General features: G+C 49.0%; 17 protein-coding genes. 10 read left to right on the top strand and 7 right to left on the bottom strand.

Going from position 1 to position 20,798, the window contains the following annotated elements; translation table 11 throughout:
* Positions 1–16: 16 nt before the first annotated feature.
* Complete coding sequence (locus AC2T0J_RS09705) at positions 17–3,145, bottom strand: efflux RND transporter permease subunit (RefSeq protein WP_489809933.1); 3,129 nt, start codon at positions 3,143–3,145, stop codon at positions 17–19.
* A 32-nt stretch (positions 3,146–3,177) separates the two neighbouring features.
* A complete protein-coding gene (locus AC2T0J_RS09700) occupies positions 3,178–4,269 on the bottom strand; it encodes an efflux RND transporter periplasmic adaptor subunit (protein WP_489809932.1) in 1,092 nt (363 codons plus the stop codon).
* Positions 4,270–4,427: 158 nt separating this feature from the next.
* On the opposite strand from AC2T0J_RS09700, the gene AC2T0J_RS09695 reads away from it, so the two are divergent.
* The gene (locus tag AC2T0J_RS09695; protein WP_489809931.1) at positions 4,428–5,036 is read left to right on the top strand and encodes a TetR family transcriptional regulator; all 609 of its coding nucleotides are present in this window, start codon (positions 4,428–4,430) and stop codon (positions 5,034–5,036) included.
* A 63-nt stretch (positions 5,037–5,099) separates the two neighbouring features.
* Here the strand turns inward: AC2T0J_RS09695 and AC2T0J_RS09690 are convergent, their stop codons facing one another.
* The 4 genes from AC2T0J_RS09690 to AC2T0J_RS09675 form a co-directional block, all read right to left on the bottom strand.
* Positions 5,100–5,540, bottom strand: coding sequence for a hypothetical protein (locus AC2T0J_RS09690; RefSeq protein WP_489809930.1), 441 nt, complete (start codon positions 5,538–5,540; stop codon positions 5,100–5,102).
* A gap of 87 nt (positions 5,541–5,627) precedes the next feature.
* Positions 5,628–6,191: a CBS domain-containing protein gene (locus AC2T0J_RS09685; protein ID WP_489809929.1), complete on the bottom strand. Its 564-nt coding sequence runs from the start codon at positions 6,189–6,191 to the stop codon at positions 5,628–5,630.
* A gap of 69 nt (positions 6,192–6,260) precedes the next feature.
* On the bottom strand, positions 6,261–6,554 hold the full coding sequence (locus AC2T0J_RS09680) for a hypothetical protein (protein ID WP_489809928.1): 294 nt from the start codon (positions 6,552–6,554) through the stop codon (positions 6,261–6,263).
* 211 nt (positions 6,555–6,765) lie between these two features.
* Positions 6,766–7,338, bottom strand: a complete 573-nt coding sequence (locus AC2T0J_RS09675) for a YceI family protein (RefSeq protein ID WP_489809927.1) — start codon at positions 7,336–7,338, stop codon at positions 6,766–6,768.
* Between the two features lie 313 nt (positions 7,339–7,651).
* Here AC2T0J_RS09675 and AC2T0J_RS09670 point away from each other — a divergent pair, with 313 nt between their 5' ends.
* Positions 7,652–9,010, top strand: coding sequence for an 8-oxoguanine deaminase (locus AC2T0J_RS09670; RefSeq protein WP_489809926.1), 1,359 nt, complete (start codon positions 7,652–7,654; stop codon positions 9,008–9,010).
* Positions 9,011–9,327: 317 nt separating this feature from the next.
* Here AC2T0J_RS09670 and AC2T0J_RS09665 read toward each other — a convergent pair whose 3' ends face one another.
* Complete coding sequence (locus AC2T0J_RS09665; RefSeq protein ID WP_489809925.1) at positions 9,328–10,620, bottom strand: NAD(P)/FAD-dependent oxidoreductase; 1,293 nt, start codon at positions 10,618–10,620, stop codon at positions 9,328–9,330.
* Positions 10,621–11,076: 456 nt separating this feature from the next.
* Between AC2T0J_RS09665 and AC2T0J_RS09660 the strand changes: the two genes are divergently transcribed.
* The 8 genes from AC2T0J_RS09660 to AC2T0J_RS09625 all read left to right on the top strand — a co-directional run bounded on the left by AC2T0J_RS09660 (position 11,077) and on the right by AC2T0J_RS09625 (position 20,796).
* The gene (locus tag AC2T0J_RS09660) at positions 11,077–12,240 is read left to right on the top strand and encodes a porin (RefSeq protein ID WP_489809924.1); all 1,164 of its coding nucleotides are present in this window, start codon (positions 11,077–11,079) and stop codon (positions 12,238–12,240) included.
* Between the two features lie 130 nt (positions 12,241–12,370).
* The gene (gene exaC, locus AC2T0J_RS09655; RefSeq protein ID WP_489809923.1) at positions 12,371–13,888 is read left to right on the top strand and encodes an acetaldehyde dehydrogenase ExaC; all 1,518 of its coding nucleotides are present in this window, start codon (positions 12,371–12,373) and stop codon (positions 13,886–13,888) included.
* Positions 13,889–13,988: 100 nt separating this feature from the next.
* Positions 13,989–14,261 carry a DUF4242 domain-containing protein gene (locus tag AC2T0J_RS09650; protein ID WP_489809922.1) on the top strand — a complete coding sequence of 91 codons (273 nt, stop codon included), beginning with the start codon at positions 13,989–13,991 and terminating at the stop codon, positions 14,259–14,261.
* A 10-nt stretch (positions 14,262–14,271) separates the two neighbouring features.
* A complete protein-coding gene (locus tag AC2T0J_RS09645) occupies positions 14,272–15,267 on the top strand; it encodes an ABC transporter substrate-binding protein (protein WP_489809921.1) in 996 nt (331 codons plus the stop codon).
* A gap of 6 nt (positions 15,268–15,273) precedes the next feature.
* A complete protein-coding gene (locus AC2T0J_RS09640; protein ID WP_489809920.1) occupies positions 15,274–16,017 on the top strand; it encodes an ABC transporter permease in 744 nt (247 codons plus the stop codon).
* Positions 16,008–16,748, top strand: a complete 741-nt coding sequence (locus AC2T0J_RS09635; RefSeq protein ID WP_489809919.1) for an ABC transporter ATP-binding protein — start codon at positions 16,008–16,010, stop codon at positions 16,746–16,748. Before AC2T0J_RS09640 ends, AC2T0J_RS09635 begins: the two co-directional genes overlap by 10 nt.
* A gap of 180 nt (positions 16,749–16,928) precedes the next feature.
* Positions 16,929–18,137 (top strand): nitric oxide-sensing protein NosP, encoded by a 1,209-nt coding sequence (gene nosP, locus AC2T0J_RS09630; RefSeq protein WP_489809918.1) that lies wholly within the window; start codon positions 16,929–16,931, stop codon positions 18,135–18,137.
* Entirely contained in the window at positions 18,106–20,796 is a 2,691-nt protein-coding gene (locus AC2T0J_RS09625) for a NahK/ErcS family hybrid sensor histidine kinase/response regulator (RefSeq protein ID WP_489809917.1), read from the top strand. Before nosP ends, AC2T0J_RS09625 begins: the two co-directional genes overlap by 32 nt.
* The last annotated feature ends 2 nt before the right edge of the window (positions 20,797–20,798 follow it).

The raw sequence follows: 20,798 nt of genomic DNA, 5'->3' as shown, positions 1-20,798 counted from the left end.
TGTCAGGCTCAAACCGTTAGCCTTCTTGTTTACTCTCTTCCTCGTGCGGATGACGTTTTGCGCCAAACCATTTAACCACCAAGACATAGAACATGGGAACAAAGAAGATAGCCAGGAAGGTGGCGGCAAACATCCCCCCCATTACCGCTATACCAATGGCATTCTGGCTTTCAGAGCCGGCACCTGTGGCAATAGCCAGCGGTGTGACACCCAGAATAAACGCCATTGAGGTCATCAGAATTGGGCGGAACCGCTGTTCTGCTGCGGTGATTACTGCGTCGAATAACGGTGTGCCGTTATCGTAAAGCTCCTTGGCAAACTCGACGATCAGAATAGCGTTTTTCGATGCCAGTCCCACGGTAGTCAGAAACGCGACCTGCAGGTAAACGTCATTGGGCAGACCAAATATATAAGCGGCGAGCACTGAACCGAAGATGCCTAATGGCACCACCAGCAGCACAGCAAACGGTACCACCCAGCTTTCGTAGAGTGCTGCCAGACACAGGAACACCACAATAATCGATAGCGCATACAGCATTGGCGCCTGCGAACCAGCAGCTTGTTCTTCATAAGACATGCCAGACCATTCAAGGCCAAATCCGGCAGGCAGTTGGCTCACTAAACGTTCGGCTTCTGCCATCGCTTCACCGGTAGAAACGCCTTCGGCCGGACTTCCCTGTATATTCACCGAGGAAATACCGTTAAAACGTTCAAGTTTGGGCGAGCCATAGTCCCACTCAACGGTTGAGAATGCGCTGAAAGCTACCATGTCACCTTCGCTATTGCGGACGAACCACTTATCGAGATCCGCCGGATCCATACGGTAGGGTGCATCAGCCTGCATATATACGCGCTTAATACGTCCGCGGTCAATAAAGTCATTCACATAAGCAGAGCCCCAGGCGATACTCAGAGTGTTATTAATATCACTAAGCGACAAGCCCAGTGCCGACGCTTTTTCATTGTCGATATTGACTTTAAATTCTGGTACATCGCTCAATCCATTAGGGCGCACGCCTACCATTTTAGGATTCTGTGCAGCCATACCCAAAAACTGATTACGCGCCTGCATTAAAGCCGCGTGCCCATTACCTGCACGGTCGACCAACTGGAAATCGAACCCGGTAGCGTTACCAAGCTCACGAATGGGCGGTGGCAGAATTGGGAATACACTGGCATCCTGAATTTGTGATAAGGCACCAAACGCCTGACCAATAATCGCAAAGGCACTTTGTGATTCATCACGTTTTTCCCAGTCAACCAGATGCACAAAACCCATACCGGAGTTTTGCGCGGCACCGGCAAAGCTAAAGCCAACAATAGTAAAGATATCTTTTACCGCATCGCTTTTTTGCTCCAGGAAGAAATCTTCCACCTGCTTCACCGACTCAAGCGTGCGTCCAGCCGTAGCACCCGCAGGTGCATTAACCAGTACCATGATATTGCCCTGATCTTCATCAGGCAGGAACGCGCCGGGCAACTGGGTAAAAATAGCCCCCATGCCTGCCACCAGCAAACCGTAAACCAACAGCGAGCGTTTTACACGATGGGCTATGCCGGAGGACATTTTACTGTAGTTATCACGCCCTTTATTAAAAACCCGGTTAAACCAACCAAAAAAGCCTTTATCTTTTTTGTTTTCCACATCTTCTCTGCGCAATAGCGCCACACAAAGTGTTGGAGATAAAATAATGGCGACCAGAACCGAGAATGTCATGGCAGAGACAATGGTAATCGAGAACTGACGATAAATAGAGCCCGCAGAGCCGCTAAAGAATGCCATGGGAACAAATACCGTAGACAGCACTACCGCTATCCCCACCAGTGCGCTGGAAATTTGAGTCATGGATTTCTTGGTCGCTTCCTTGGCATCGAGGCCTTCCTCTTCCATTAAGCGCTCTACGTTTTCCACCACCACGATGGCATCATCTACCAGCAGGCCGATGGCAAGCACCATGGCAAACATAGTTAGCACATTGATACTGAAACCGAAGGCATACAGCACGGCAAAAGTACCCAGTAATACCACCGGAACGGCAATGGTAGGAACCAGGGTTGCGCGCCAGTTTTGCAGGAACAACAACATTACGAAGAATACCAGTACCACCGCTTCCACCAGGGTTTTAACCACCGACGTAATCGACAGCTTGATAAATGGTGAAGAATCCACCGGGTAAACAATTTCAACGCTATCGGGCAGGTTAACCGCCAGTTCTTCCACGCGTTTTTTAACCGCTTCAATGGTATCCAGTGCATTAGCACCACTGGCCAGGCTCACTGCCATACCCGAAGCAGGTTGACGCTTGTAGCGGGCAATGTAGCTGTAATTTTCGGAGCCCAGCTCTACTTTGGCAACATCTCTTAAGCGCACCTGGGAGCCGTCGGTATTTACCCGTAACACAATATTTTCGAAATCTTCGGCGGTTTTTAACAACGACTGGGCAGTGATAGTGGCATTGATTTGCTGCCCTTCAACAGCAGGCATACCGCCTAACTGACCAGCAGAAATATCAGTATTCTGGGTTTGTACGGCAGCACGCACATCCACCGGCGTCAGGTTGAAACTGTAAAGTTTGTCGGGATCAAGCCATATACGCATAGAACGCTGAGCACCGAAAACCCGTAGGTTTCCAACCCCGTTAACCCGCGCAATCTGATCCTGAAACTGTGATACGAGCATATCACTCAGGTCAAACTGAGAAAGACTGCCATCTTTTGAGTAAAAGCCCACCACTACCGCGAAAGCATCATTGGACTTAGTTACCGTAACGCCCTGTTGTTGCACCTGGGTAGGTAGCAACGACATGGACGACTGTAACTTATTTTGAGTTTGTACTTGGGCAATATCAGGATCGGTACCAGGCTCAAAGGTGAGAGTAATCGACATCCGCGCATTTTCACTGCTGGAGATGAAATAGCGTAAATTGTCGATACCAGTCAGACTCTGTTCAATGACCTGAGTCACCGTGTTCTCGATGGTTTCAGCCGACGCTCCAGGGTAAGCGGCGCTGATTGTCACCGAGGGCGGCGCAACCTTGGGATACTGCTCAATGGGAAGCCCGCTAATTGACAGAATACCCGCCATCATTACGATGATCGCAAGTACCCAGGCAAACACCGGGCGGTCTATAAAAAAGCGTGCCATATAGAATAATTTCCTGAATTAGTTAACGCGCGTTAGCCCTGAGGCTGCCATGGCTTGGTATTGACCTGAGCACCCGGTTGTACCTTCTGGTAACCGGCAACAATCACTTTGTCTCCGACTGATACCCCCCCGGTAACGATATACTGATCACCATAGCTGCCTGAAACAGTAATAGTGCGCGCTTCAACTTTATTCTGAGCATTGACCACCATAACTGACAACGACGTATCAGGCTGGCGGGTGGCAGCGCGTTGTGGCACTAACACTTCCTGTGTATTGGACAGACTCACGCGGACTTTGGTAAACATCCCCGGCAACAACAGTGAATCAGGGTTTGGAAACTCGGCACGCAATGCAACCGCACCGGTAGTTTCATCAACGGTGACTTCTGAAAATTTAAGCTCACCGGTATATTCATAGCTTTCGCCGGTTAACTCATCCAGCATCAAAGTGACAGGCAACGTTCCGCTCTTTTGCATAGCCCTGCGCATTGTTATTACGCCTTTACCTGACTGCTGCATATCAACGTAAATTGGATCTAACTGGGTAATAGTAGCCAGTTGTTGTGTCTGATTAGACGTTACCAATGCCCCCACCGTCATAAAAGAACGACTTATTTGACCGCTAATTGGTGCATAAACCTTGGTAAAATCCAGGTCGACCTGAGCAAGTTTCACCGCCGCTTTGGCCACGCTGATTTGGGCGTCGGCCTGCTCTGCCTGGGCAATTGCGTCATCATATTCCTGTTGACTTACTGCATTCTTATCCAGCAACCCCTTGTAACGTTCGGCTTTGGCTTCCAGTGTTTTGCGATTTGCTTCAGCACTTTTCACATCGGCTTTAGCGCTGGCTAACTGAGCTGCGTAGCGGGAGTCATCAATTTGATACAGTTGCTGCCCCTGTTCAACAAACGCGCCTTCTTCAAACAAACGCTCTGTAATAACACCTTCTACCTGAGGACGAACTTGTGACTGCCGTAAAGGGCTCACGCGGCCTGGCAAAGTCACAGAATTTTCAACTGGCTGCAGAGCAACCTCGAGAACAGAGACGGTAGGAGGCGGCGGCTGGCCACCTCCAGCGGCTTGCTGAGCAGGTTCTTGTGAACAAGCTGATATTGCAATCATCGATATTGCGGCTATTACCAATTTTTTGATCATAAATTCTTTTACTTTATTGGTTCCTGAGGACTACTTGACAGGAAAACTGGACAAAAGGCTCTGTAAGCTTTAGTTTAAAATACATTCATGAATGTATGTTGTCAATCAGCCCAAAAAGTCAGAATATGCGACGAACAAAAGAAGAAGCCGAACAAACCAGAAATGCTATTCTGGAAGCTGCAGTAGACGTCTTTACCGAAAAAGGGGTAGCCAAGGCAACCCTGGAACAAATAGCGCAAGCAGCTAATGTTACCAGAGGAGCGGTTTATTGGCATTTCAAAAACAAAACTGACATTTTTATGGCTCTTCACGATGAGCTTCATCGTCCGTTTATACAAGACTTAGTAGATGGGCTGGAGAATACCAACGACGACCCGCTTCAAAGTCTTAAAAGCTTCTGTATTGAGCTGCTAACCCGTTTAGAAGATGACCTCTACATGCGCCGTGTGCTTTCACTTTTTTTACTAAAATGTGATTACACAGGCAGTCTGCAGGTGTGCCAGGAGCGCACGTTTGAGGCCCGTCTGCAAAAGAGTGAAGCGCTTTCAAAGTTCTTCGAAAAAGCTCAGTCTCAGGGCACCTTATCGGCCGATCTGGATCCCAAAACACTGACACTGGCATTAGGCTGTTTTCTTCGCGGCATTGCCATGGAATATCTGGAAAACCCCACCAGCTTCTCTATACGGGAGGAAGCGCCAAAACTGTTCAATGTTTTTTTCAGAAAGTGGAATTAGCTGACTGTGTGGGGCAACTATCAACGACTCCCCACAGGGAATATCCGATAACAAAATACAAACTCAGGCAAAAAATGTTCGAATCCGCTCTGGATCCGCGACGAAGCCAGCCGCGCAGGCAAGGCTGATTGCATCATTCAGCTCGGTGACATATTCCACATTGATGCTGTAATGTTCATAGATTTTTTTTATTTGTTGAACCGATGTTACTGCCGTGCGTGATTTTCCGGTAACAATATAAACCTGCACCAGCCCGGCCGCTATTGCTCTGCCAATGCGCTCGGTCAGTGCTCGCTCAGCGTCTGGTACCAGCAGGCTTTCACCACTAAGTACAACAATATCAGCCCAGCGTGGTATACCGCTTTGATAAACTGTGCCCGCATAAGTGAGGCCAAAGTTCTCTACACATTCTCTGTTCCATGGACCTTTGGCATCAACCAACACAATGTCATTTACCATGGTTAAGGTAAAATCGCCGTGCTGTTTAACATCTCTGATATCCATATTTTCACTCCGAAAGTGAACTGGATTTCAGTGTAGCAAAAGCAGACCTGCCGCGACACAATGTAATCGCGGTCAGGCCTGGAATATTTACGCGGCGATAATATGTGAGAGGGCCGCAAAGGAGGGTTGAGACTGAATATCCAAAGGAATTCTCAATATCCGGGCAATGTCACTCACGCTAATTACGCCGCGAATTTCATGCGCCGCCTTATCGATAACCAGGCAATGCATAGCGCCATTCTCCCGTAAAGCATTTACCACATCAGAGACACTGGACAACTTGAGCTCGTTGTAATCAAAGGCCTGCAGCATGGATTTGGGCTGCATCATGTCCACCACCAACAATTCTGTGCGGGGTATGCCCAGTTGCACCACCCGTTGTAGAATTTTCTGCTCGGTAATATCCGCCAGGGTAACAATGCCTACAAACTGTTCCCGCTGGTCCAGCACCAGTTTCATTTTGACGTGTGACTGGCGCATCAGTTTTTCCAGTTCCACTGCTTTTACACTACCGTCAATCACCAGCGGTTGGTGATCATGAAAATCGGTAAAAATACTCAGCGCTGAAGACGCTAACTCTATATGCTCGAAGACATCCGGATGAGCGAGCGTATCGATAGATTCGGTTTTGCACAGGGTTAAATTATGCATGGATTTATCCTCATTAAATTAATTTTTATACGTCTGATTGCACCATTGCACGACGCAGATAAAAGCAAATTAACTTACTAAGGGTGGCGCTCTGATCCCATGATGGGAACGGTAGGTGTGATTATTACGACTCTGATAACGGAATGAGGCGCGGAAAAGATGCGCCTCTGAAATGGATGAGACAGGAGGGAGATAACCGTCAAAATCGTTATCGATATCGTCGGTACATTGAACGCTGTCCAGTCCACTTACATCAACGATAATATCTTGTAGATCAACACTTTGAACCTCGACACTGCGATCATTATGCAGCACGGTGCTGACAGCGGGACAACCCACCATCGCAATCATAACTACTAACAATCTTACCCAGTTCATCTAAGCACCACGTGTTGAGACACAATAATATAGAGTCAGCATGGTATTTATAAGTTCCAAAGAAAAGTCAATTCCCGACCAAATGATTCTTATTTACGTCGAATTACCAGTCTGACATCCAAATGCGGTAGTGTCGGCCGGAAACCCTTGCTACCGCATTGAGTGTTGAGAATGTAGATAAACACTCTGCGAAAAACTACTCTGCCTGCGCTTCAGTGGTCAGACGCAGCGTAATTTCATCGCTAACGTACGGTACGTACTGGTCGATGCCGAAGTCTGAACGCTTAATAACGGTTTGCGCATCAAAGCCTATGGCCTGTTTTTTAGACATCGGATGCTCGCCCATACCGTTCAGGGTCGCGTCCATAGTGACTGTTTTCGTGGTGCCTTTAATAGTCAGGTCGCCAGTGACAGCATATTTGTTGTCGCCTTTTGGCACAACGTTGGTACTCACAAACGTGGCTTTGGGGTACTTCGCTGCATCAAACCATTCTTCGCCGAGAAACTCTTCCGTTAATTTGTCTACGAAGGTATCAACCGTTTCAATGCTTACAGAAATGGCAATATCACTTTGAGCAGGCTTTTCAGCATCGTAAGTAATGGTGCCTTCAGCACCTGCAAATACGGCTGTCGGTGTAGAAAAGCCAAAGTGACTCCATGAAGCCACCGCAAAGGTATGCGTAGGGTCTACCGAATAGCTGGTTGGTGCGGCAAAAGCCGATACGCTGAAAAGCGCGCTAAGAAGAACAGTAGAAAGTCGTTTATTCATCACAGATTCCTTTTGTCGTCAAAAAGAGTAATTAAGTTTCAATTATTGTTACGTGTTTAAAGGAATTTAGCTCTATCTATTAATTAAACAATCCATTCTGATTTATAGAATTTGTATTCAAAAGTTCAGAATTGGCATGAAACACTTAGTGGAGATGATGTCGCAACCGGAAATCTAATCACCAACGAATTACGCGGGCTTCTCATTTATGCATGATAGGGTAGAATATCGGGTGAATTAACTTCTCCTGGATCAGCAGACAGGGCATAACTGAGCTGGCGCAACCATTAACTTTATTATTGGAGCCATTGCTATGTCTGCAGCACAGCGTATCTGGATAAAATCACCGTTATATGTTTTTGCACCCGACCAGTCTCAACCGGTAACAGGTCTGGTAATTAAAAAGGGGGAGATCGAAACCCTATTGTTTAATCAGGACACCCCGGTATCGCCCTGCGATGAGGTTTTCGACGCCGCCGGTCTGGTGATTTTGCCAGGGCTTATCAACACCCATCATCATTTTTACCAAACTCTCACCCGTGCCTGGGCACCGGTGGTGAATGAGCCCTTATTCCCCTGGCTAAAAACATTATATCCTGTGTGGGCGCGGCTCACGCCTGAAGCGCTGCACCTGGCAACGCAGGTCGCCATGGCAGAATTGCTGTTATCCGGCTGTACCACCGCCGCCGACCACCATTATTTATTTCCCCAGGGACTGGATAACGCCATCGATGTGCAGGTCGATGTGGTTAAGCAACTCGGCATGCGCGCTATGTTAACCCGGGGTTCCATGAGCCTAGGTGAAAAAGACGGCGGCTTACCTCCCCAGCACACCGTACAAACCGGCGAAGCCATTATTCGCGACAGCGAACGTCTTATTAGCCAGTACCACGAACGCGACTCCGGCGCGCAAATTCACATTGCCCTGGCCCCCTGTTCGCCGTTCTCTGTCACCCGGGAAATCATGCAGGAAAGCGCGCACCTTGCTAAGCGCGAAGATGTGCGCCTGCACACCCACCTGGCAGAAACGCTGGATGAAGAAGATTTCTGTTTACAGACCTTCGGTATGCGCACCGTGGACTATCTGGAAAGTGTTGGCTGGTTGAGCGATCGCACCTGGCTGGCGCATGGTATTCACTTTAATCAGGAAGAAATTGCTCGCCTGGGTGCCGCCGGCACCGGTATTTGCCACTGCCCGGTATCGAACATGCGCCTCGCATCAGGTATTTGTCCAACGCTCGACCTTATTGATGCCGGTGCACCGATCGGACTGGGCGTTGATGGTTCAGCGTCAAACGATGCGTCCAATATGATGTATGAAGCCCGCCAGGCTCTGTATCTTCAACGGTTAAAATATGGTGCCGAAAAAATCACCCCGGAAATGGTTTTGCGCTGGGCAACTGAGGGCTCAGCCAGGGTACTCGGTCGCACCGATGTTGGCGTCATTGCAGAAGGGATGCAGGCTGATTTAGCCATGTTCAGCCTTGATGACATTCGCTTTAGCGGCGCTCATGATCCACTGGCGGCGCTGATTCTTTGTGGGGCAGAAAGAGCCGATCACGTGATGGTTGGCGGCCAGTGGCGGGTAAGCCATGGTCAGATTAATGGTCTCGACCTGCCTGCTTTACTGACCCGTCATCGTGCGGCCGCCAACAAACTCATTGCAGGTTAATACCCTGAATTCAGTAAAAGGTGGCGACCACTCCGCCACCCTACACTTAGGTATTAATGACGCAGCACTTTGGTAGCAAACGCATCGATAATTAACGCCGTTAAGCCTTTAATCGAGTGAAAATCGATTGTTAAACACTCTTTACTGAATTGGCAACTAAGGGGCATTATTCCACCGTTTTAGCCACTGGAATTTACCTTTCAGCGAGCAAAACAGCCTGGTCGCTTGTTACAATATTCACAATTTTTTAACGGTAGTCAGAACGACCTTTGAGAGAGTTTACCCGGTAACTGAATACCGTTACCGGGTGATTTTGCTTAGTGAAGTTTCAGTTTAGGTGTAACCAGATTGCTGACTTTGCGCATCAACAGCATTAAGAAACCCTTAAACCAGCCATGCACCGCAAACAAATGCATATTATACAGCGATACATACACCATCTTAGCCAAACGGCCTTCAATGAACATGGTGCTGTTGCTAAGTTTTCCCATCAAACTGCCTACCGTTGAGTACTTACTAAGGTGTACCAGCGAGCCGTAATCGGTGTAGGTATAAGCCTGCATGGGTTTGTGCATAAACAGGTTTTGCAGGTTTTTGGCCAGTAAACTGGCCATCTGATGCGCCGACTGCGCCCGTGGTGGTACCCAGCTACCGTCTTTCTGCAGCACACCACAACAGTCACCAATAGCAAAAATCTTATTATTCACCGTACTTTGCAGGGCAGGCGTCACCAGAATCTGGTTTGCCTTATTGAGCTCAAACAAATTTAAATCGGCAAGAAAGTCAGGCGCTTTAACCCCTGCGGACCACACCATTAAATCCGCTTCAATCAGCACCTCTTCAGCAGTAACAAAGCCTTCTTTATCCACTCTTTGCACGCGCGTATTTTCGCGCACCTCAATACCCAGCTTGGTAAGTGCCCGCCGGGCAGAACCGGCAATCCGCTCGGGTAATGCAGGTAATATCCGCGGCCCGGCCTCTAGTATGGATACCTGCAGTTTATCGGCAGACATTTCCGGCATGCCATAGGCTCTGGCAAGATTACTGACATGGTGCAACTGAGCAGCCAACTCGGTGCCGGTAGCCCCGGCCCCAACAATAGCAACATGGATCTTTTTCTTGGTCACGCCTTCCTGGTTAATCTTTAGTAATTGATTTAACAGCGCGCGGTGGAAACGTTCCGCCTGAATAAGTGAGTCCAGGCAATAACAGTGTTCACTCACTCCAAGGGTACCAAAATCATTGGTTACGCTGCCGATAGCCATGACCAGATAATCATAGTCCACGGTGCGCTCGGGCAGAATTTCCAGACCATCTTCGTCGTACAACGGATCAAGGTAGATACTTTGGTTATCACGGTCAATATAGCTCATATTGCCGAGCTGAAACTGGTAATGATGCTGGGCGGCGTGCATGCGGTAATCAACACCGTCTGAGGCTTTATCGATGACCCCGGCAGCGACCTCATGAAGCAGGGGTTTCCAAACGTGCGTGCGGCTACGGTCAACCAGTATTATCTCGGCCAGCTTGCGCTTACCCAGTGTTTTACTCAGCCGTGTAACCAGTTCAAGACCACCGGCACCACCGCCCACCACTACGATTTTTTTCATAACAGACCTACTTATTAAATGTGAATTGGTCTGCACAATGCACTGATGTGCACAGATCAATCGACACTCCGGGGCTCATCAACCACTAGCAGCATACGCCATTTACCGGTGAGGTAAAGTCAGACTCTGCCAGTGTAGAAGTATTTTATGTTAACAAAAACAGCAAAAAACACTCTCTAAACTGCTACTTTGCGCAGGCTTTTAGTAGCACGTCATAGCAGTGCCAAAACCGCCCCTCCAAACCAGCACTTTAGTAGTAGTCCTTTCGGCGAATTTCCGCAGAGGACTAAAGTTGAATTCAAAAGGCTCCATTGAGGAGTACTCAAAATCCGGCTGCTCAACAATACTCAATGCAAAAGAGCAACGGCAAAGAATCGTTGCCAATTAACGTGAGTGACAGTGGGACGCAATAAAAAGTGTTACTCCACGCAATAAACACAAATATGAGGGTTACACATGAAAAATAATAAATTTGCGTGCAAACCGCTAGCCGTTGCCTTACTTGCACTCTCTTCAGTTTCAGCCAATGCCGCTATCACCATTTACGACGATGACGAAGTAGCCACCGTCTCTGTTGACGCGTCATTTAACACTTTCTATACCACAACGTCTGTTGATAACGGTCCAAACGGTGATCGAGACCAGTCTCGCGTTAAAATGGGTTTCCTGCCTAACTGGTTGGGGATGAACTTTAGTAAGCAGATTGGTGACATGAAAGTGGGCGGCCGTTCTTCTTTCTGGGTATCCATCAATGATTCTAACAGTGGTGTTACCTCAACCGGTATCGATGTACGTCAGTTTTATGCGACGCTGGATGCCGACTGGGGTCAATTACTGATTGGTAAAGATTTCACTCTGTTTAACCGCAGCAACATTTTCTTAGACGAAGTCCTGCTTGGTTACGGCAATGTCAATGACACGCTGGGGCTGGTTGATGGTCAGGGCGTATCATTCGGTAACATCGGCAGCGGGTACACTTATCCGTTCCCAGCATCGCAAATACGCTATACCTCGCCGTCGTTCGGTGGTGGTTTCAAAGTAGCCGTCGCGGCTGTCGATCCATCACCAGTCAATGGCGATGCTGACCGTGAAGAGTCTGCACCTCGCTTTGAAGGTGAAGTCACTTACAGTGGTACTTTCGACGATGCATCAGTAACTGCCTGGGTTGGTTTTCTGACACAAACGTCTGAATCAGCCATGGGTGACGTCGATTCAAACGGGGCTTCTTATGGCGTAAAAGTGGGCTTTGGCGGTTTGTCCCTGCACGCATCGGGGTATAGCGGTGAAGGCATCGGTATCCTGTTAGGTCCCACAGAAGCAGCGCTAGGGTTAGCACCAGTTACCATGTATGACCCAACCACCTATAACGCACTGGACAGCGAAGGCTACATTTTACAGGCATCTTACAAAATGGATGCTAACCGCTTCGTACTGTCTTATGGCGAAAACGAAATCGAAGACACTGACTACATCGGTCACGAAGGTATGCAGGCTGCCTGGTTTTATGGCTATAACAGCAACGTCACCTTTGCAGTGGAATATTCTACCAGCGAGTTTTCGGGCATTCTGGGTCAGGAAGAGGCTCAGACCGTTGCCGTTGGTGCCATCGTAAACTTTTAGTAAGTGACTGTTTCGGCCAGAAAACAGTCTTGTGTTACGGCAGTCGGTGCCGGTTAGGGTGATACTCGATATCGTCTACAAAACCGACAATCTGGCAACGCTTTTATAATTGATTACCGGAGTAAGCAACATGATCTATGCAGCACCTGGAACAGAAAATTCTGTCGTCTCATTTAAATCACGATACGGAAACTACATTGGCGGCGAGTGGGTTGCTCCCGTTAAAGGTCAGTATTTCGACAACGTATCACCTGTTAACAACGAAAAATTCTGTGAGATCCCTCGCTCAACCGCTGAAGATATCGAGTTAGCGCTGGATGCCGCTCACAAAGCGAAAGCAGCCTGGGGGAAAACCTCAGTTACCGAGCGCTCTAATCTGATTTTAAAGATTGCTGATCGCATTGAAGCCAACCTTGAAGCTTTGGCCGTAGCAGAAACCTGGGATAATGGTAAAGCCGTACGTGAAACGCTGAATGCTGACGTTCCGCTGGCTGCAGACCACTTCCGTTATTTTGCCGGCTGTATCCGAGCACAGGAAGGCGGTATCAGTGAAATTGATCAAAACACAATTGCTTACCACTTCCACGAGCCTTTAGGTGTGGTGGGTCAGATTATCCCATGGAACTTCCCGCTGCTGATGGCAGCATGGAAACTGGCACCAGCACTGGCTGCCGGTAACTGTATCGTCCTGAAGCCTGCTGAGCAGACCCCTGCTTCAATTCTCGTGCTGATGGAAATGATTGGTGATCTGTTACCACCGGGCGTTCTGAACGTAGTCAACGGTTTCGGTAGAGAAGCCGGTGAAGCACTGGCGACTAACAAGCGTATCGCTAAAATTGCCTTTACCGGTTCTACACCCGTGGGCGCTCACATCCTGAAATGTGCGGCAGACAACATCATCCCATCTACGGTTGAGCTGGGCGGTAAGTCCCCAAACATCTACTTCAGCGATGTAATGAAGCACGAAGATGAGTTTCTGAGCAAGTGTGTTGAGGGGACTGTATTAGCGTTCTTTAACCAGGGTGAAGTTTGTACCTGCCCTTCACGAGCGCTGATCCAAGAAGATATGTACGATGACTTCATTTCACTGGTTATTGCCCGTACTCAACAAATCAAACGTGGTAATCCACTGGATACCGAGACTCAGGTTGGCGCACAGGCTTCTTCTGAACAATACGACAAGATCCTGGGTTACCTTGAGTTAGGTAAGAAAGAAGGCGCAGAAGTACTTATCGGTGGCGGACCTGCAAATGTTGAAGGCTTCAGCAACGGCTTCTATGTACAGCCTACACTGCTGAAAGGTAACAACGACATGCGCGTGTTCCAGGAAGAAATCTTCGGCCCGGTTGTTGGTGTAACCACCTTTAAAGACGAAGCAGAAGCGCTGGCGATTGCTAACAACACTGAATTCGGTCTGGGTGCAGGTGTGTGGACACGTGACACTAACCTTGCCTACCGCATGGGTCGCGGCATCGAAGCCGGCCGTGTATGGATGAATTGCTACCACGCTTATCCTGCTCACGCAGCCTTCGGTGGCTATAAGAAATCAGGGGTTGGTCGTGAAAACCATAAGATGATGCTCGACCACTATCAGCAAACTAAAAACCTGCTGACCAGCTACGACATCAACCCACTGGGCTTTTTCTAAAAGCGTTGCCGTAACTGGCGTAAGCGAGGTTCCCGCAACTGCGGGGACCTTTTTCCTTTCTCTACCTTACAATCAATAGAAAACGAAGGACTTGTCTGCCATGCCAAAATTTATTATCGAACGCGAAATCCCGGGCGCCGGCGATCTTAATGCCGAGCAACTGCAACATACTTCGCAACAATCCTGCTGTGTCTTACGTGAAGCTGGCCCGCATATTCAGTGGGTAGAGAGCTACGTTACCGACAACAAGATTTACTGTGTTTATATTTCACCTGATAAACAGGCTATTTTGGATCACGCCGAACAAATGGGCATCCCGGCCAATCAGATTAATCAGGTAAAAACCATGATCGACCCGACTACCGCCGAGTAACCCGAATATCATGAAGAGTAGAGTTGTACTGGGTTGTATCATCCTGTGGTGTAGCTCGCTGATATCATGCGCGAACGCTGAAGCGTTGCCGGAAATCCGTGTTGGCGTGCTCAAATACGGTACTCTCAACTGGGAGCTTGATCTGGCTGAAGCCGAACAATTCCCCGAGCAATACGGGTTCAGATTAACCCGGGTTGCTCTGGGCTCACCGCAGGCACTGTCGGTTGCACTGCAAGGTGGCGCCGTAGACATGATTATAGGCGACTGGCTGTGGGCAGCCCGCCAGTATGATGAAGGCCGACTGTATCACTTTTATCCTTACTCTACCGCAGCGGGCGAGCTGGTTGTCCACAGCTCAGACAACGCCGCAAATATTGGTGATTTAAAGGGGAAAACCATTGGCTTCGCCGGAGGCAAAGGCAACAAAAACTGGATCCTATACAGCGCCTACGCCAGGCAACATTTCGGCCTTGAACTCGCCAAGCAGACAACCGTTAAATTCGCCGCTCCACCCATGCTCAATCAGCTTATGTTACGCGAGCAACTCGACGCTGTTGTCAATTTCTGGCACTACGCGGCTGAACTGAAAACACAGGATAAACGTTCGTTACTCACTATGGATGAGGTGCTTGGTAGTTGGCAAATCAGTGCTGACGTGCCGGTGATTGGCTGGTTATTTAAACAAAGCTGGGCAGCCGAAAACCGCGATCTGGTAGAGCAATTTTTTGCCATGTCTTTCGCTACGCGGGCCCAAATGAACAACGACGATAACCTGTGGCAGAGCATTCCTTCTTTTACACAAAAGTATTCCGATAACGCCCGACCAGTGCTTATTGAGCACTACCGCCACGGGATCCCGACCCGTTTTGATGCTGACATTAAAGCCGATTTACAAAAGTTGTTTAAGATTCTCAAAGCCAATGAAGGAACCAGCGGCGTAACGGGTTCACTGCACTCTTTGCCTGACAGCTTGTTCTGGCAGAGTTCAGCACTGGCAGGACAATAACGACCAATGCTCAGTCATCCGGCACTAACCCGCGTGATGTCGATGGTGGTATTTATTCTGCTATGGCAGGCTGCCGTGATGCTGTTTACCCCCGATCTGTTGCCAGCGCCCTATGCAGTGCTTACTAACCTGATGGGACATGTCGACAGCGGAGAGTTACCGCACCACCTGACCATTACGCTACGCCGCATCGCCATTAGTTTTCTGTGTGCTATGTTACTGGGGAGCTTACTGGGGCTGGTTATGGGTAATTTTAAGCGTCTCGATTTATGGCTCGACAGCGTAATAACCCTGGCGCTGAACGTGCCGGCGCTGGTTACTATTATTTTATGTTTTATCTGGTTTGGGTTAAACGAAACGGCGGCGCTGATTGCCGTCATCGTTAATAAAACGCCCAATATCGCGGTCACCATGCGCGAGGGTGCCAGAGCCGTGGATAAACGCTTACTGGATGTGGCCAAAGCCTATCAAATTCCGGCCGGACGAACTTTTATCAAAGTGTATTTGCCGCAACTTTACCCGTATTTTCTGGCTGCGGCCCGCGGTGGGCTGGCTTTGGTGTGGAAAATTGTGCTGGTAGTAGAACTGCTCGGCTGCAGTGATGGTGTGGGCTTTCAGCTGTCGTTGTTTTTTCAGTATTTCGATATTAGCAGTGTGCTGGCTTACACTCTGGCGTTTGCATGTATTATCTTTGCCCTAGAAGCTGGCGTATTACGCCCCTGGGAACGGCGGGTCCTTAAATGGCGCTGACGTACCAGATCGCTATTGCCCACAAATCATTTAGTGATGACGGCGGAGATAAACGCACGGTTATCAGCGATTTAAATATCACGCTGGGCGAAGGCGAGTTTGTTGCCCTGCTAGGACCTTCAGGCGCTGGCAAAAGTACCTTGCTGAATATCGTCGCCGGGCTCGACACCGATTATCAGGGCACGGTAAAGCTGACTTTACCCTTTGGCCAGCCGGCCCGTGTAGCACTGATGTTTCAGGAGCCAAGACTGATGCCCTGGCTAACTATTTGTGACAATATTATGCTCGTTTGTGAAGGCGATTCATCTCAACGCCGGGGGAACGCACTTTACTGGCTGCAGCAGGTTGGTCTTAGCGGTGCTGAGCATCAGTACCCGGCGCAACTTTCAGGCGGTATGTTAAAACGCGCAGCACTGGCCCGGGCCTTTGCCTGTGAGCCGGACATTTTGCTGATGGATGAGCCATTTTCGTCACTGGATATCCCTGCTGCCGACTCACTCAGACACTTACTTACCCAACTGTGGCAGGCGCGCAAAACAACCGTGGTTTATGTTACCCACGATATTGCCGAGGCAATTACCTTATCGGATCGGATTTTGCTGCTCAGTAGTCACCCAATGCAAGTGCTTGAAGACGTTAGCCTGACCGCAGAACGTCCCCGCAACCCCTACGCCGATGAACTATTAGCTCTCTCCCAACGTTTTAAACAGTCGTTAGCTAGTCCGGCCTGATCGTTAGTTGTATAACCCACGACCTTATTTATGCTACTAATGGCCGAGTTTTGTGCGTAAATCGCTATTGTGAATCTTGTTAAACAATTGTGAATTGTATAAAATCGACAGCGGTGAATTGGTATCTCAGCCCTTTGGCATAGCGTAATGCAACCAATCACCCGAGTTTAGGGAGTATCCATGCTGTCGCAACCAATTAGTCAAGCTGTTGAAGTTTTTGACTCACCCTCCGTAGCCAGAGCCGGCTCTGAAAGTCTCGACCCTGTTATTGCAGCGAGGGACATCTACCAATCATTGGCCCCCTGCGAAGCAGCATGCGTCGTATTTTATTGTTGTACCCGTTATCCGCTGGAACTGCTATCGAAAGAATTAAACCGCTATTTTGGGGACATCCCCGTGATTGGCTGTACATCCGCCGGTGAAATTACCCCCGACGGTTGTCGCAAGCATTCCATCAGCGCTTTTGCTCTGAGTAAGCATCACTTCGCCGTAGAAACCGTGCTCATCGAAAATCTTGCCGCTTTTTCTGAGCGCGATGCCGACGTACTGGTTAACTCTATGCTTAACAAGCTTCGCAGCAAAGCTGTATCGTCCGGACCGGTGGAGCAACACGCCTTCGGTATGACCTTACTGGATGGTTTATCCATTCGTGAAGAACTGGTTATCGATGCACTCAATATGAGTATGCAGGATATACCGCTGGTTGGTGGCTCTGCGGGAGACGATCAGCATTTTGTCGATACCCAGATTTACTGCAACGGTCGCTTTTACAGCAGCGCTGCAGTATTTATGCTGATCAATACCAACTGTTATTTTGATGTATTCAGCCACCACCATTTAGCGCCCGAAAACGATAAACTGGTGGTTACCCAAACCGCACCAGGGCAACGGGTTGTCGAAGAATTTAATGCCGAACCGGCGGCTCTGGAGTACTGCCGTATAAACGGTTTAAAGCTCGAGGAGCTGACCTCAGAAGTTTTCGCCATGCACCCGCTGGCAGTGCAAATTGGCGATCACCTGTATATCCGCAGCATCCAGCAGGTGAACGATGATTTAAGCCTGACGTTCTTTTGTGCCATTGATGCCGGAATTGTACTGACTAAGATGAAATCCAGCGGGCTGCACGCTCATTCCACCATGATCCTGAATGATATTCGCAGCAATGTGGGCGACATTGAATTACTCATTGGTTTTGACTGTATTCACCGCCGCGCTGAAATCGATAAATACCAGTTGGAAGACTCCATGTCAGAGCTCTACCGAGCCAATCACGTGATCGGATTTAATACCTACGGTGAGCAGATAAATGGGTTACACTTGAACCATACGTTTACCGGCGTAGCGATTGGAGCGCCCATTGAAACCGACCTCAAGTCCACTGACGCCTGAAGTAGCCGTTGAGCCGCCGGAAATGGCCGGCGAAGATGAACTCGAACGGCTGCGCTATGAAAACGAAAAGCTGCAGAAAATCAACCGTGTGCTGATGCGCCGGGTGGAAATGGGCTGGGGCAATCACAGCGACGCCTACCAGTCGTTTGAAGATGCGGCCATGCTCGCCGATAAGGTAAAAGAGCGCACCTATCGCTTGCAGCAAACCCTGCACCGCCTGGAAGAGTCCAACCAACAGCTTGAACTGGCCCGCCGCGAAACAGAAAAAAGCCAAATCCAGGCAGAGCAGGATCGTCAGCGTCTACGAGACGCCATTGAGAGTATTTCCGACGCCTTTGCCCTGTTCGATGCAGACCGCAAAATGGTGATGGTAAACAGCCGCTGCGCCGAATTTTGGCAACAGCACAATATTTCATACGAATTGGGCAAAACCTCTTTTCAGGAAATTACCGCAGCCTCGCTGGTACTGGTTGATCATAAAGCCAAAGCTCAGAAAAAAGTCGGCGTCTATCCCGACCCGATTGCCCAAACTATCTTTAAATTGCGCGATGGCACCTGGATCCAGATGCAGGAACGTAAAACTAACGATAACTGTCTGGTGGTGGTGTATACCGATATCACTAATATTAAATTAGCCGAAGAGGTCCGCTACGAAACTGCCATGGCTGAGCAGGCAGAGCTACTCAAAGCCACCCTGGAAAACATGAGCCAGGGCGTTGTGCTGATTAACGCTGAACGACAAATCGAAACCTGGAACCAGCGTTTTTTCGAGCTGTTAGGCCTGGCAGATGCTGGCGTAAGGCGCGGCGATGTGTTTGCCGAACTCATGCAGCAAAATGTGTTTGCCAAAGCCCTGTTAGACGCGATTTCATTTGATGTGGCACCGGACAAGGACTTCCTTGAAGTCGAGATGATGCTCGATGACAACCTGGTTTTACTGGTACGGCGCAACCTTATCCCTGGCGGCGGTATTCTGATCACCTTTGCCGATATTACCGAACGCAGTCGCAACCAGATTGCCCTGCGCGAGAGCGAGCAACGTATTCGCCTAATCACCGATGCCATGCCGGCACTGATTTCCTACGTCAACAAAGATCTGTGCTATGAATTCGTCAACCGCGAGTTTGAAAAATGGTTTAACCGCTCACGCGATGAAATTATCAATCATCACCTCTGTGACGTACTCGGACATAATGAGTATCAAACCCTGACTATCCACATCGCGCGTGCGATGCTTGGCCAGGCCGTTAATTTCGAGCTCGAACACAGCCGCGACCCTGAAAACGTGCGGATTTCGAACAAAACCTACATTCCGCACTTTGACGAGCATCGCAACGTCATTGGTTTCTTTGCCCTGGAACAGGATGTTACCGAGCAGCGACGTACCGCCCGGGCCCTTAAACATGCTTATGATTACATGGAGCAGCGGGTTAACCAGCGTACTAAGAAAATCTCCGAAATTAACCTGCAGTTACGTAACGAAATTGAAGAACGGCAACTAGCCGAAATTAAGCTGCTTGAGGCAAAACGCGAAGCCGACCAGGCCAATGAGTCTAAATCAAAATTCCTCGCCGCGACCAGCCACGATTTGCTGCAACCCATGAACTCAGCCCGTTTGTTTGCCGATGCCCTGAACGATCTGACGCTGGGCGAAGAAGCACAGAAACTTATTCGCTCATTAAGTTACTCACTGGAGAACCTCGAGTCGCTAATCAGTGCTTTGGTAGATATTTCCAAACTTGAGGCCGGATTAATTGAACCGGTACTGGATGATTTTGAAATCAATGAGCTAATTACCAATATGGTGAATGAGTTTACCCCACAGGCTAAGAGTAAAGGCCTGCGACTAAGGGTAAAAACCACCAGTACTCTGGTTCACTCAGATACCTACCTGCTGGCGCGGATCCTCCGTAATCTGCTCAGCAACGCGATTCGTTACACCAATGAAGGCAGTATTTTAATAGGCGTGAGACGGCACAAAGCCGGCTTACAGATTCAGATCTTTGATACCGGTATTGGTATCCCGCAAGACAAACTGAGTGAAATATTCCGCGAGTTTAATCGACTCGATGCCAAGAAGCGCCGTCATGACAAGGGGCTCGGTTTAGGCCTGGCCATTGTGGAGCGGCTCGCCAGCGTGATGAACCATACCATTAACGTTCGTTCGGTAGAGGGCAAAGGCTCCTGCTTCAGCATTACCCTGCCCTATGCCGATGTGTCACCTGAACGGGTTAAACCGGCTCCACCACCGTTAATCGACCGCTTCAACGATAAACTCGAAGGAGCGCGAATTTTACTTATCGATAACGACGATGAAATTTGTAAAGGCATGGAAACGGTGCTGGGCAGCTGGAATTGCAATATTACCTCGGTACAAACCCTGGAAGAATTGCAGGAACCGGAGTTTTTAACGGAGCTGGACCCACAGTTGATCATCGCAGATTATCACCTGGACGATGGCGATACCGGCTTTGATGCACTGAAAATCACTCACCAGCGCTTAGATCCGCACCCGCCGGTGATTATGATCACGGCTAATTACACCAATGAGCTGCGCCAGAAGGTACGGGAAAAAGGCTATTCGCTGTTAAATAAACCCGTGAAACCCCACAAAATGAAATTAGCATTATCTAACCTGCTGTCAAACGCAAAAGCCTAAGT

This window comes from Alteromonas sp. ISO5 (genome assembly GCF_058105165.1).
Note: the sequence above shows the minus strand (reverse complement) of the source record. Positions and strands in the feature narration are given on the sequence as shown.

Bases quoted from the DNA above. Each gene is read 5' to 3' on its own strand.
- AC2T0J_RS09705 (WP_489809933.1), bottom strand. From the start codon at position 3,145: ATGGCACGCTTTTTTATAGACCGCCCGGTGTTTGCCTGGGTACTTGCG.
- AC2T0J_RS09700 (WP_489809932.1), bottom strand. From the start codon at position 4,269: ATGATTGCAATATCAGCTTGTTCACAAGAACCTGCTCAGCAAGCCGCT.
- AC2T0J_RS09695 (WP_489809931.1), top strand. From the start codon at position 4,428: ATGCGACGAACAAAAGAAGAAGCCGAACAAACCAGAAATGCTATTCTG.
- AC2T0J_RS09690 (WP_489809930.1), bottom strand. From the start codon at position 5,540: ATGGATATCAGAGATGTTAAACAGCACGGCGATTTTACCTTAACCATG.
- AC2T0J_RS09685 (WP_489809929.1), bottom strand. From the start codon at position 6,191: ATGCATAATTTAACCCTGTGCAAAACCGAATCTATCGATACGCTCGCT.
- AC2T0J_RS09675 (WP_489809927.1), bottom strand. From the start codon at position 7,338: ATGAATAAACGACTTTCTACTGTTCTTCTTAGCGCGCTTTTCAGCGTA.
- AC2T0J_RS09670 (WP_489809926.1), top strand. From the start codon at position 7,652: ATGTCTGCAGCACAGCGTATCTGGATAAAATCACCGTTATATGTTTTT.
- AC2T0J_RS09665 (WP_489809925.1), bottom strand. From the start codon at position 10,620: ATGAAAAAAATCGTAGTGGTGGGCGGTGGTGCCGGTGGTCTTGAACTG.
- AC2T0J_RS09660 (WP_489809924.1), top strand. From the start codon at position 11,077: ATGAAAAATAATAAATTTGCGTGCAAACCGCTAGCCGTTGCCTTACTT.
- exaC (WP_489809923.1), top strand. From the start codon at position 12,371: ATGATCTATGCAGCACCTGGAACAGAAAATTCTGTCGTCTCATTTAAA.
- AC2T0J_RS09650 (WP_489809922.1), top strand. From the start codon at position 13,989: ATGCCAAAATTTATTATCGAACGCGAAATCCCGGGCGCCGGCGATCTT.
- AC2T0J_RS09645 (WP_489809921.1), top strand. From the start codon at position 14,272: ATGAAGAGTAGAGTTGTACTGGGTTGTATCATCCTGTGGTGTAGCTCG.
- AC2T0J_RS09640 (WP_489809920.1), top strand. From the start codon at position 15,274: ATGCTCAGTCATCCGGCACTAACCCGCGTGATGTCGATGGTGGTATTT.
- AC2T0J_RS09635 (WP_489809919.1), top strand. From the start codon at position 16,008: ATGGCGCTGACGTACCAGATCGCTATTGCCCACAAATCATTTAGTGAT.
- nosP (WP_489809918.1), top strand. From the start codon at position 16,929: ATGCTGTCGCAACCAATTAGTCAAGCTGTTGAAGTTTTTGACTCACCC.